At 41.8% G+C, this 12,988-nt stretch carries 11 protein-coding genes; all 11 read left to right on the plus strand.

Annotation, left to right across the window (positions count from 1 at the left end; translation table 11 throughout):
- Nucleotides 1-361: 361 nt before the first annotated feature.
- The 11 genes from LG34_RS05095 (at nucleotide 362) to LG34_RS05150 (ending at nucleotide 12,925) form a co-directional block, all read left to right on the plus strand.
- Nucleotides 362-1,282, plus strand: coding sequence for a ParM/StbA family protein (locus tag LG34_RS05095; protein WP_077327778.1), 921 nt, complete (start codon nucleotides 362-364; stop codon nucleotides 1,280-1,282).
- Between the two features lie 11 nt (nucleotides 1,283-1,293).
- Nucleotides 1,294-1,740 (plus strand): ATP-binding protein, encoded by a 447-nt coding sequence (locus LG34_RS05100; protein ID WP_226801078.1) that lies wholly within the window; start codon nucleotides 1,294-1,296, stop codon nucleotides 1,738-1,740.
- Between the two features lie 5 nt (nucleotides 1,741-1,745).
- Nucleotides 1,746-1,919, plus strand: a complete 174-nt coding sequence (locus tag LG34_RS05105; protein ID WP_172622380.1) for a hypothetical protein — start codon at nucleotides 1,746-1,748, stop codon at nucleotides 1,917-1,919.
- A gap of 235 nt (nucleotides 1,920-2,154) precedes the next feature.
- Nucleotides 2,155-2,943, plus strand: coding sequence for a hypothetical protein (locus LG34_RS05110; protein WP_242950293.1), 789 nt, complete (start codon nucleotides 2,155-2,157; stop codon nucleotides 2,941-2,943).
- A 91-nt stretch (nucleotides 2,944-3,034) separates the two neighbouring features.
- Nucleotides 3,035-8,413, plus strand: a complete 5,379-nt coding sequence (locus tag LG34_RS05115; RefSeq protein WP_172622379.1) for a SpaA isopeptide-forming pilin-related protein — start codon at nucleotides 3,035-3,037, stop codon at nucleotides 8,411-8,413.
- Nucleotides 8,414-8,486: 73 nt separating this feature from the next.
- On the plus strand, nucleotides 8,487-9,482 hold the full coding sequence (locus LG34_RS05120; protein ID WP_077326152.1) for a DUF5688 family protein: 996 nt from the start codon (nucleotides 8,487-8,489) through the stop codon (nucleotides 9,480-9,482).
- 109 nt (nucleotides 9,483-9,591) lie between these two features.
- Complete coding sequence (locus tag LG34_RS05125; RefSeq protein WP_004611525.1) at nucleotides 9,592-10,131, plus strand: JAB domain-containing protein; 540 nt, start codon at nucleotides 9,592-9,594, stop codon at nucleotides 10,129-10,131.
- Between the two features lie 4 nt (nucleotides 10,132-10,135).
- Nucleotides 10,136-11,113: a DUF3991 and TOPRIM domain-containing protein gene (locus LG34_RS05130; RefSeq protein WP_077326150.1), complete on the plus strand. Its 978-nt coding sequence runs from the start codon at nucleotides 10,136-10,138 to the stop codon at nucleotides 11,111-11,113.
- Nucleotides 11,114-11,506: 393 nt separating this feature from the next.
- A complete protein-coding gene (locus LG34_RS17250) occupies nucleotides 11,507-11,632 on the plus strand; it encodes a hypothetical protein (RefSeq protein ID WP_278286490.1) in 126 nt (41 codons plus the stop codon).
- A gap of 79 nt (nucleotides 11,633-11,711) precedes the next feature.
- Nucleotides 11,712-12,005, plus strand: a complete 294-nt coding sequence (locus tag LG34_RS05145) for a transposase (protein ID WP_109215129.1) — start codon at nucleotides 11,712-11,714, stop codon at nucleotides 12,003-12,005.
- 32 nt (nucleotides 12,006-12,037) lie between these two features.
- Nucleotides 12,038-12,925, plus strand: coding sequence for an IS3 family transposase (locus tag LG34_RS05150; protein ID WP_207657020.1), 888 nt, complete (start codon nucleotides 12,038-12,040; stop codon nucleotides 12,923-12,925).
- The last annotated feature ends 63 nt before the right edge of the window (nucleotides 12,926-12,988 follow it).

The following is a 12,988-nucleotide window of genomic DNA, read 5'->3' on the forward strand; positions in this document are numbered from 1 at the left end:
AGGACAATGGAACAGATAAGAGAGCAATCACTCCTTGGAAGGGAGGAGAGCTCTGGTGGGAACAGTTGAAAAAAGAGATAAGCATAAGAAACGCAGGTTTGTATCTCCAGAAGAAAAGCTTGAAAGAGAATTAAAAGATTGTATGCATTGTAGATTCTTCTGGGGACATAACAACAGATGTGCCAATGGAACATGTTGTAAACCATCTAAGAAAAAGGAACAGAAACTTCCGACGGAATGTGTCGGATGTCCATATTATCGAGGGAATGGTTATTGTTTTCCTTGTATGCGAAAGCTGATAGGAAAGTAGGTGGTTAAGATGTTCAAGTGGCTGTTTAAGAAGAAAGGATGTGCAAAACACATGAATAACAAGTTAGAAGTAATCGGCATTGATCATGGATGGTCAATGATGAAAACAATCTCTCAGGTATTTGTCACAGGTGTTAAGGAGATTACAACAACTCCGGCACTTTTCGGCGATGTACTTGAGTATGAAGGAAAGTTCTATAAGGTTGGAGCTGTGAGGCAGGAAGTAAAGGATACAAAGGTCGAAGATGACAGCTTTTATCTTCTCACTCTTGCAGCAGTTGCCAAGGAACTTAAAAGAAGAGGTCTTGCAGAGGCAAAGGTATTTCTTGCTGTAGGACTTCCACTTACAAGATTTGGAGCAGAGAAGAATGATTTTATCAAGTACCTGACAAAGAATAAGCGTGTAAGCTTCAAATATGAGAATGAGTCATATCATATTGAAATTGATGATGTGGCAGTATTTCCTCAGTGCTATGCAGCAGTAGTGGACAAGATTCCTGCTATGGCAAAGAAAACACTGATAGTAGATATTGGAAGCTGGACAATCGACATTATGCCGGTAATCAACAAGTCACCGGATGAATCAAAGTGTGTGACGATTCCAAAAGGTCTTATTACCTGTATGCGTTCTATCAATGAGCAGTGTGTAAGACAGCTTAACGGAGAGGTAGACGAGTCAGAGATACAGAACATCATGCGATATGGCAGGTCAGATATTGATGATGAATACTTTGCCATTATCAAGGCAGAGATAGAGGATTTTGTTGATAAGGTATATAACTCAATCCGTGAGTTTGGGTATAACTTAAAGACTACACCGATTGTATTTGTCGGTGGCGGGGCAGTTGTGATGAAGAATTTTGGCAGTCACGATGCAAAGAACATTTCCTATAACCTTGATGTAAAGGCAAATGCAAGAGGATATGAACAGCTTGCCACGATGGGACTTAAAAGCACTAAGCGATTATCATAAGGAGGCAGATGATGGGAAGAAGACTTGAATATGAAGTAAAAACTTCTGTCCGCCTCAACATGAGCAATCCTCAGCATGTGAAAATCAATGATGTGATTCAGAACCTTGATCCAAAGATTTTCAAATCTAAGAATCAGTTCATCATAGATGCGATTCAGTTTTACATTGATAATTATGGAAAAGAAACCTTTGTTATCAAGAAGAAGGAAAAAGAGAGGGCTGAATATATCCGGTCAGAAGATATTGATGACATTAAGGAAGAAGTCATTGAAGCAGCAACCAATGAGGCTAGAAAAGAGGTAATAAAGCTGTTAGGCGGAGTGATATCCGGGATGAATGTTGGTCAGCCGGTAATTATGCAGGCAGCCAATAGTGAAGCACAAGAACTTACAGAAGATGTTATGGACGATGCAGATGTTGCAGGTCTTGCAATGGGATGGATGTCGAAAGGAGACTGATTATTATGAGAAGAGTTATGGGAGCCGTAGGAACAGTGATTTTAGAGATACTCAAGTGGATATTAAGGATAATTCTTGGAGCTTTGAAGCTGGTCTTAGGACTTGCCAGAATAATTCTTCTTCTATTCGCAATGGTGGCAAGGGTATTTCTTTCATTCGTAAGAATGGGCACATTCTGAGAGGAGGTGAGCGAATGCAGGTAAAGGGTTTATTCTTAAATTATAAGAAAAACAGAAGACTTATGCAGTATTTCTTTAAAATAAGAGAGCTGGTATAATGAAAGGAGTTTAAGATGCACAGAATACGGGACAGTCCTATGTGTCCCGTGCATTACAGATAAATAGTTCACTGCAAGGGTGGATGGCACGGAACACAAAGCCCGTCCCTCTTGCGGAGAAGGGATGGGTGATTACTATGAAGAAGATAAGTATTATCTTATTATCCGCAGTACTGGTCTTTTCAATGGCTGCCTGTAATGGTGGTAAGGAAAAGGCTGATAATCAGACAGAGAAACAGACGGAAAGCGTAAAGCCAACTGAAGAAGTAGCAATGGCAACGGAAGCTGTCACAGAGGTCACAACCGAAGCTGGAAGTGATGAGACAGAGAAAGATATTGCCGAGGCTAAAGATTCAGAAGAGAAGACTGATAAAGAAGATAACCGATCCGCAGATAATAAAACTGCTTCAAAGCAGGAAGAAAAGCCAAAGCAGAATGACGAGCCGGAACAGAAAGCTCCTGTAAATGATAATGAGGAAGCTGGCGGAAATCAGAGTAATGCAGGTAATGGTGGTCAGACTACAGACAGTCCGAAAGACAATGTGAGCAACCCACAGCCTGCATCCGTGGCATACAGTCCACAGAATGTTGTGTCACTTGCAACAGCAAAGTGTCAGGCAGGAGGAATGATTACCACACAGCAGAATTTACAGAACCATTTGAATGATGGCAGTATCACGCAGGAAGAGTACAATGAGTATTATCCTTACGATGGTATGGAAGGCTCTTATTATAGTGTGTTTGTAGAGACAGACCTTAACAAAGCAAGTACCATTGATGGACAGCGGTTATCATCTGAGGATGCAATCGCAGAATATATTGCAAGTATGTTACTTTTGGAAACAGATCCGGTATTCTACATCAGTTATGATGGAGTTTACACGACAGGCGGCACAGACTATTACGAGTTTCGATGTCACAGATAAATAAAAACGAATAGAAGCAGAAGGAAGAAAGATGTAAGCCATAAACTTATGTCTTTCTTTTTTTATGCGTAAATTAAGGAGGAAAGAGCACATGAAACAGAAACTAAAGCGTTTTATGGCAGGATTTATGGCTATGCTCACACTGGTTGGAACACTCTTTACGAATGGTACAACAGCATTTGCAGCCAGTCCGCAGGCAAATATTGCGTTCTGGAATGCATCAGTCAAAAATTCCGGAGAAGTAAGTGAGCTAAAGCCCGGATTTAATCATGGCAAGATTCTGTATTCAATTCTTGACGGAAATTCGGCATATTGTATGAATTTCGGATTAAGAGCAGATGGCGGTCAGCTTATGAACAGCTACGATGATGCAAGCACATCAATGTCAGCACAGCAGAGAAAGCTTTTAAGTTACTGCCTTTATTATGGGTTTAACAGTACACAAAAGGCGGCACCAAGCAACAGCCAGTGTGATGAGTATATCGCAACTCAGGCAATGGTATGGGTAATTGTAGCAGATATTTTTGGAACTGGAAGTGGTGATTCGGCAGCGAGAAAGCTCTGCAACACAGCACCAAGTCCTGATTCTTCATACAGTTATTATGAGAGACTCAGGGACAATATCAGCAGCTCCTACAATGCAACACTTCCAAGTTTTGCATCACGCAGAACCAGTGAGGCACCAACTTATGAGCTGAAGTGGAATGAGGGAAGTCAGAGATTTGAAACAACATTATATGACAGCAATGGTGTTTTATCGGATTTTGATTTTGGCATCAGCGGATATTCTGTTGATAAGAATGGCAACAGTATTACCATATCTTCAACGAGTGTGAATACTACAGCTACAACAGGAACATTCACATCCAATGCAGGCAAGGTTGAGACAACATCAAGCTGTGTATTCTGGCTTACAGGAAAAAGCGGATATCAGGAGTTTATTTCTGAAAGACCGACAGCAGATCCTGTCAAAGCCTATATCAAGGTCAAGACAGAGAACATCGGATATGGTGAGCTTACAAAGACAGATGAGTCAAGCGGAGTGAAGCTTTCCGGTGCAGTTTATGGAATCTATTCTGACAGCGGATGCACAAACAGAGTACAGACCATGACAACAGATGGAAACGGATATGCAAAGTCAGCTGCACTTGTTGCAGGCACTTATTATGTAAAAGAAATTACCGCACCAAAGGGATATGTCCTTTCCGGTAAGGTTCATACACTTACTGTAAAAGCAGGACAGACAACGGGAATCTCTGCAACAGATAAAGAGCAGCTTGGAGCAATCACAATCTATAAAGAGGGTGAGGTGCTTAGCTCATGGAATGGAAGCAATTTCACCTATGAGAAAAAGAAGCTTTCCGGAGCAGCATTCAAGGTAACTGCCGGGGCAGATATCTACAAGGCAGATGGTACAAAGGTGTATAGTGCTGGCGATGTTGTAGCAGAAAGCCTAACAACAGGAACTGACGGACAGGTGGTATTATCTGACCTTCATCTTGGAACTTATGTGATTACTGAGATTAAGAGCATTGACGGATATACAATCAATACCACACCTCAGACAGTAGCAGTTGAGTATAAGCACCAGACTGTGACAGTCCAGTATGAATCAACTACGATTGAGAATACAAGACAGAAAGCGGATGTATCTGTCGTAAAGAAGGACTCTGACACAGAGAACCCTCTTGAAGGCGGCAAGTACACACTTTATGCCGGAAATGACATCAAAAACTATGCCGGACAGGTTATTGTGACAAAGGGTACAGCTCTTGAGACAGTAACTACAGGTGAGGACGGAAAGGCAAGCTACAGCGCGGATCTGCCAATCTCTAACGGATATTATGTATCAGAGACACAGGCACCATATGCGTATATCAGAAACAGTAAAGATGTTTACAGCTTCAATTTCAATGTATTACCTGAAACACAGGCAAAGGCATCATTCAGTCATACATTTGTGAATGACAGAACGACAGCAAAGATTCATATCTACAAGGTAGACAAGGAATCAGGCAAGGCAGTTGCCCAGGGAGATGCAAGCCTTGAAGGTGCAGTTTATGGTCTTTATGCAAGAAACGATATCGTGCATCCGGACGGAGCAACAGGAGTCGTATTCAAAGCAGGTGACCTTGTAGCAACACTTACAACAGATAAGAATGGAGAGGCAGAGGTCAATAACCTTTACCTTGGAAATTATTATGTAAAGGAAATCACTCCATCAGAGGGGTATCTCTTAGACGAAGAGGAACATGATGTGGTATGTGATTATGAGGGAGACCTTGTAGCAGAGGTATCAAGAAGTACAACTTCAGCAGAGCAGGTAATCAAGCAGCCATTCCAGCTTATCAAGGTATCTGACAATGGCGATGATACTGAAGCAGGACTGCTTGCAGGTGCAGAGTTTACAGCTTATTTGAAATCATCTTTACCTGTAAAGGCAGATGGAAGTTATGACTTTGACAAGGCATCTCCGGTTGTAATCGGGGAAAACGGAGCAACAACAATCACATCCGATGACAAGGGGCATGCAGTTTCCATTGCAATTCCTTATGGAACTTATGTGGTAGTTGAGTCAAAGACTCCGCATAACATGAAGACGATCAAGCCATTTGAGGTAAAAATCAGCGAGAACCATCCTGACAAACCTCAGACATGGAGAGTATTCCTTGACAGGGAGTTTACTGCAAAGCTTCGTGTAATCAAGAAGGATTCCGATACAAAGCAGACAGTACTTGTGCCAAATGCAGAGTTTAAAATCTTCAATATTGATAAGAACGAATATGTAAAGCAGTACACAACTTATCCGTCAAAGGTAGAGCATACTTCATTCTTTACTGATGAGGACGGAGATTTAATCTTACCGGAGGCACTTAAAATCGGTAACTACCGCATTGAGGAAGTGTCTGCACCATTTGGATATGTTGTAAATGATAAGTATGTCAACATCTCGGTTGATACTGATACAGCATTTGAGACAGATGGTGATACAAATGATGCAATCATCACCGTGGAATATTCCGATGCCCCTGCAGTCGGAGAGCTGACTGTAGAAAAGAAGGGAGAGGTACTTGACGGATTCAAGGGTGGACTTCTTGCAAGCTCATATGAGAAAGAGTTTGTTTATAAGGAAGGCTCACTTGCCGGAGCAAAATTCAAAGTTTATGCTGCGGAAGATATTTACACAGCAGACAACCAGAAGGATGCAGACGGAAACCGCATTAAGTATTACAGCAAGGGAGACCTTGTGACAACTCTTACAACTGGCAAGGATGGAAAGGCAACAGCAAAGAATCTTCCTCTTGGACAGTACAGAGTTGTGGAAGTGGAAGCTCCATACGGATATGTATTAAATCCGAATGAGCAGAAAGTGACATTCACATATGTGGATGATAAGACACCTGTTATCAAGGAAAGCCTTACTTTCTCAGATGACAGACAGAAGCTTGATATGTCAGTGACTAAGCTTGATGCAGAAGATAACACACCGATTGCAGGTGCAGTATTTGGTCTTTATGCAGATGAGGATATCAAGAATGCTGATGGCAGAGTTATTATCGAGAAAGGCACACTTCTTGAGAAGGCAACATCTGATGAGAATGGAAAGATTGCTTTTGTTAAGAATTATCCATTTGCAAAATATGTTGCAAGGGAGCTTGTAAAGCCTGCCGGATATGTGACAAATGAGGAAGCAGTAAACTTTGATACAAAATATCAGGGACAGGATGTTAAGACTGCTGTATATAACAGCGAGTATAAGAACACTCCTACAACCTTTGAGTTTACAAAGACAGATATCACAAGCGGTGCAGAGCTTACAGGTGCAACACTTACTGTACTTGATAAGGATGGAAATGTGGTAGACACATGGACATCTGATGCTAAGGAAGCACATGTAATCAAGAGACTTGTAGTTGGAGAGATTTACACTCTTCGTGAGGAATTTGCTCCTTACGGATATCTCAAGGCAGCAGATATCCAGTTTACAGTTGAGGACACAGGCAAAGTGCAGCATGTAGAGATGAAGGATGAAGTTCCTACAGGTTCCATCGTTATCAATAAGGACGGCGAATTTGTAACAGATACCACTCTTATGAAGGGGTACTGGTACGACTTTATCTTCAATTTCTTCAAGGACAGCCTTGCAGGAGTAACTTTTGATGTATATGCAAAAGAGGATATCGTAAGTGCTGACGGACTTGACACTGTATATCATAAGGCAGGAGACAAGGTGGCAACCATCGTGACAAATGATAAGGGTATCGCAAGAATTGATGACCTTCCACTTGGCAGATATTATCTTGTTGAGACAAAGACCATTGATGGATTTGTATTAGATGATACACCGATTGAAGCAGACCTTTCCTATATCGACCAGAATACAAAGGTTGTGTTTGCAGGAATGGATGTGACAAATGAGCGTCAGAAAGTGCAGATTACTGTAACCAAGACTGATTCAGAGACTAAGGAAGCACTTGAGGGAGCAGTATTCGGTTTATTTGCGAAAGAAGACATTGTGAACAAAGATGGCAAGGTAATCGTAAAAGCTGATACACAGATTGAGAGAACAGTAACAGGCAAGGATGGAAAGGCTGCATTTACCTCTGACCTTCCGCTTGGACAGTATTATGTCAAAGAGATTGAGGCCCCAAAGGGCTATGTGAAGTCTGATAAGATTTTTGATGTGGATGCTTCATATCAGGGAGATAAGGTAAAGGTTATCGAGTTTGAGGCAGCATTTGAAAATGCACCTATTAAGGTAGAAATTTCAAAGACTGATATCACAGGAGAGAAAGAGTTGCCTGGAGCAAAGCTTTCAGTAATTGATGCTGATGGAAAGCTTGTAGAAAGCTGGACATCTGAGGCTGGAAAGACTTATATGATCGAAAGACTTCCTGTTGGAAAGTACACACTTCGTGAAGAATCAGCTCCTTATGGATACAAGGTGGCGAAGGATGTGACCTTTGAGGTAAAGGAGACTGCCGAGATTCAGAAGGTATCCATGAAGGATGAGCAGGCAGTAGGTAAGATTGTCATTGAGAAAACTGACAAAGTAACCGGAAAGCCGATTGAGGGTGTTGTATTTGAAGTAAGGGATAAGGACGGAAAGGTGCTTGATACACTCACTACTGACAAGAATGGTCATGCAGAGAGCAAGGAGCTTCCTATCTGTACTTACAACGAGGATGGATCATTCAAAGAAGATATCCATTATACAGTTGTTGAGACTAAAGCAGCTGACGGATATATCCTTGATGAAACAGCTCATGATGTAACTCTTCGATATGATGACAATGCACCGGATGTTGTTGTAACAACTCTTAAGCTTGTCAATGTACCGACAGAGCCTAAGCTTCCACAGACAGGCGACAATGCAAATCCGCTTCTTTATCTTGGAATTGGTGCACTTGCACTTATTACAGGTGTTGGAGTAGGACTTCGTGGAAGAAAGAAAAAGAATAAACAGTAACAATTAACCTTGCGGGGAATGTAAGCCAGTGACTTATGTTCTCCGCTTTTTTAGATTAAGGAGGAATCGTAATATGATGAATTACGAGATTTTTAAGGAAGTAGTAAAAGAAAAGTTTATGGATTATATGCCTGAGAAGTTCAAAGGAATGGAGCTTGTGGCAGAGCCAGTGGAAAAGGTGAATGTGACTCTTGATGGCATCATCTTAAGAGAAGAAGGCAGGAACATTTCGCCTACGATTTATATCAATGACATGTATAAGAAGTATCAGGACTGTGGTGATCTTGAGGAAACACTTATGGCTGCATGTGACTTTATGGAAAGGGCATATGAGCAGGCTCCGGTTGTTGATGTGGACAGCATTATGAGAGATGCTAACGAGAAGATTGTATTCCAGCTCATCAATACAGAGCAGAATAAGACCTTTTTGGAACAGGTACCTCACAGGGAGTTCCAGGATCTTTCTATTGTGTACAAGGTAATTATCAGTGCCGATAAGGATGCGGTGCAGAGTTCAAAAATTACAAATGAATTTGCAAAAAGACTTGGGATGAGCGAGGAACAGCTCTTTAAGTGTGCTGCTGAAAACACAAGAAGGCTCTTTCCACCTGTAGTACGAAGCATGAATGACATTATGAAAGAAATGTTCGCAAGGGATGGGATGCCACAGGAGATTGCAGATATGATGATAGCCGAGATTCCACCGGAACAGACAATGTGGGTGATTTCCAATGAAAAGGGTATCAATGGCGCAGCATCCATGCTTTATGAGAATGAGCTTCATGAGCTGGCAGAGAGTTTAGAGAGTGACCTTTATATTCTCCCTTCGAGCGTGCGTGAGGTTATTGCAGTATCTTCAGATATGGGAAGCCCTGAGATGCTTGCACAGATGGTAGTCGAGGTAAATATGCAGGAGGTGTCTTTGGACGAGAGACTTTCCAATCAGGTATATCACTATGATAAGGATTTAAGAAAACTCACACTTGCAACTGATACACCTAACAAGAGACTTGATGGTATCGTTGCAGAACCTCCCCTTGTATATGATGCGAAGGAAAAGTCCAGATAGGAGGCAGTTATGGAGCAGGAACTTACAATGGAAGAACTCATTGCTCTCATAAACAGCCAGAAAGGTGACTTTGTTATCCGTGTCGAGTTTGGAGAGGAGGCGGTGTCTGATGCCAAAGAAGAATGACTTCAAGCTTGATGTGGTTTCGGTAAGACTTGTAAAGGATGCTCCGATTTATTCGGAGCACACCTTTAACAATCCGGCGGATATAGCTGCTGTCATGGGAGACTGTATGTGCCAGTTTGACAGGGAAGTAGTGTGTGTGGTCAATCTAAGGTCAGATTTAAAACCTATCAATGTGCATTTTGCAAGTGTTGGTTCTTTAAATGAGGCAATGGCACATCCGAGAGAGCTGTTTAAATCAAGTATCTTAAGCAATGCTGCAAGCATGATGTTAATCCATTGTCATCCATCCGGAAATGTATTCCCAAGCAAGGCAGACACGATGATGACAGACCGCATGAACAAGCTGTGTGAACTGATGGGAATACCGCTCATTGACCATATCATAGTCGGTGGAGACAATCGTGAATTTTTCAGTTTCAGGGAAAAAGGCATGATTGATAATCCTAAGATTACCCTGAGCACAGATTACCGGACACTTGATATCAAGTCACCGCTTGTAGCAGAGCAGGGAAAGGCAAGGTGAAAGCATGGATGGAAGATTTACGGATGAAGAGCTTGCCATAGCAAAGAGTGTTGACCTGTGTGCAGTTGCAGAAAGCCTTGGGTATACGGTAAAGAGGATTGGCAAATACCACACTTTAAAGGAGATGGATTCCATCCGTATCTATAACAGAAGCCATTGGTACAGATGGTCAAGGCAGTTTGACAAAGGCAACAATGGCGGCTCACAGATAGATTTCTTACGGGTATTTTGTAGAATGAGTGTAAAAGAGGCTGTGTTCTGGCTTCTGGACTTTGCAGGATACAGAAGAATCGAGAATCCTGTAAAGCAGCCACTTGTTCATCAGGTATCGCAGAAGCAGGCAGAGGAGAGAAAGCCGTTTGTCCTACCGGAACCGGCAGGAGATAATTCCTATCTTATTTCATATCTGAATCAGGAGAGAGGAATCAGCAGAGCAGTCATAGATCTGTTTTTAAAAGATGGATTGATTTATGAGAGCAGGCATTACCACAATGTTGTTTTCAAGGGAAATGATAAAAATGGAGTGACAAGATTTGCAAGTATGAGAGGCGTGTTTGATAAGCAGGGCAAGCCATTCAAGTGTGATGTCACAGGCAATGATAAAAACTATGGATTTAATGTAGTAAATGTTAACAGTACAGAGCTTGTAGTATTTGAGGCTGCAATCGACCTTATGAGTTATGTGGATATCTTCACGGATTATGAATCAAATAAGCTGGCACTTGGGATGCTTGCAGATGCACCACTTGAGACTTTTCTTCGGGAACATCCGCAGATTACTTCCATCCGGTTCTGCCTTGATAGAGATGAGCCGGGGAGAAAAGCAGCAGCTGAACTTATGAGAAAGTATTATGAGCTTGGATATGAGGTAGAAGACTGTCCGCCTCCAGCCGGATATAAGGATTACAACGAGTGGCTTGTGGCGGCAAAGCTTAATCTGAACAGGATGAATAAGCGAGCAGATGAACCAGTCAGGGCATGAGAAACCGGATTTTGATGTGTGGGGGCAGAAAGCGCCCCCAAAACAGCAAAGTGGGGGCAGAAAGTGCCCCCAAAATGTCAAAGTGGGGGCAAAAAGCGCCCCCGCAATTCGGACACGATAAAAACCGGATTGAATTCAGTATAAAAGTGGGGGCAGAAAGCGCCCCCAAAATAACAAAGTGGGGGCAGAAAGCGCCCCCAAAGTAGCAAAGTGGGGGCAAAAAGCGCCCCCACTTCCATAAACAGAGGGTTTTAGGGAGATTTTCTCCCTAACTAGATGGCATTAGGACAGAGATGTCTCTAATGCGTATCTAGCCGTAAACCTAAGAGATTCAGACAGGCGTGTGGGTGGAAGAGATATACAAAACACGGATAAGGGAGGTGCAGGAAAGCAATGGATAAAGAACTTACAATAATCGCAGAACCAGAGGAACTTATTGCTTGGGCAGACACATTTGATATCTTACTAAACCCTTCGATAGAAGATGCTGCAATTCTGCTTAACTATATGTGGTGTTAGAATATAAATAGTACAAAATAAACATGACCATTTTCAATAAATAGTATATGATAGTCATAGATCAAGGAGGAGAATGGTTATGGCAAAAGGTACAAAATATTCCCAACAGTTTAAAGAGGATGCGGTACAGTATCGCTTAGATCATCCGGAACTGCCACTTCGCAAGGCTGCGGAGAATCTTGGAGTCAGCGAATCTGCACTAAAAAACTGGATGAAAGCAGCAAAGGAACATAAAGGAGAGGTTCCTACCCGTGGTTCTGGAAATTATGCAAGTGAGGAAGCGAAAGAGATTGCCAGATTGCAGCGTGAATTACGAGATACGAAGGATGCCCTTGAAGTGTTAAAAAAAGCAATCAGTATTCTGGGAAACTGACAAAAGCTCTTTACACAGCTACTTCTGAGTACGTGAAAGAAATCAAATCCCTGCCCGTGAAACGTCAGGTTTCTGTCAGCGGAATACTGAAAAAATTAGGCGTTTCACGTTCGGGTTACAATGCATGGAAGAAACGGGTTCCTTCGGACACGTCTGTTCGCCGTGCAGTTTTAAAAGAAAAAATTCAAAAGATCTACGAGGAATCCCATCAAAACTACGGTGCTCCTAAAATTACTGCAGAATTGCGAAAATCCGGGGAATATGTTTCCGAAAAAACAGTTGGAAACTATATGCGTCAAATGGGAATCAAAGCCCATTGGGTGAAACCATATATCCAGACAACCATAGACTCTGATTTCAGCCAGAAACTCAAAAATATTCTCAACGAGGAATTCAATCCTGCTCATCCAGATGCTGTCTGGTGTTCAGATATCACTTATATTTGGACATTTGAAGGATTTGTGTATCTTACCAGTGTGATGGATCTGTATTCAAGAAAAATCATTTCCTGGGTGTTGAGTGAGACGCTGGAGGCATCCCACGTAGTGGAATGTGTTGAAAAAGCAAAACGTGTCAGAAATGTTGAAAAACCGTTGATCTTCCACTGCGACAGAGGATGTCAGTACGTATCGGAAGCATTTCAAAAAGCAACCAAAGGTATGATTCACAGTTATTCAAAGAAAGCATATCCATGGGATAACGCCTGTATCGAATCTTTCCATGCACTTTTGAAGAGAGAATGGATCAACCGGTTTAAAATCTTTAATTATGCACATGCACATAAATTGATTTTTGAATACATCGAAACATTTTATAATACCGTACGCATTCACAGTCATTGTGGATATTTGTCTCCAAATGAATATGAGGAACAATATCTTGAAAACATCGAGGAGAATGCAGTAAAAATAGCAAGTTAAACTTCGCTCAGAACAGAGAAAATTGGTTACATTTAATTTGTACTTTTTCTTGACATAGGACCA

The sequence above is a fragment of the Eubacterium ramulus genome, from assembly GCF_003122485.1.
GTDB lineage: Bacteria > Bacillota > Clostridia > Lachnospirales > Lachnospiraceae > Eubacterium_I > Eubacterium_I ramulus_A.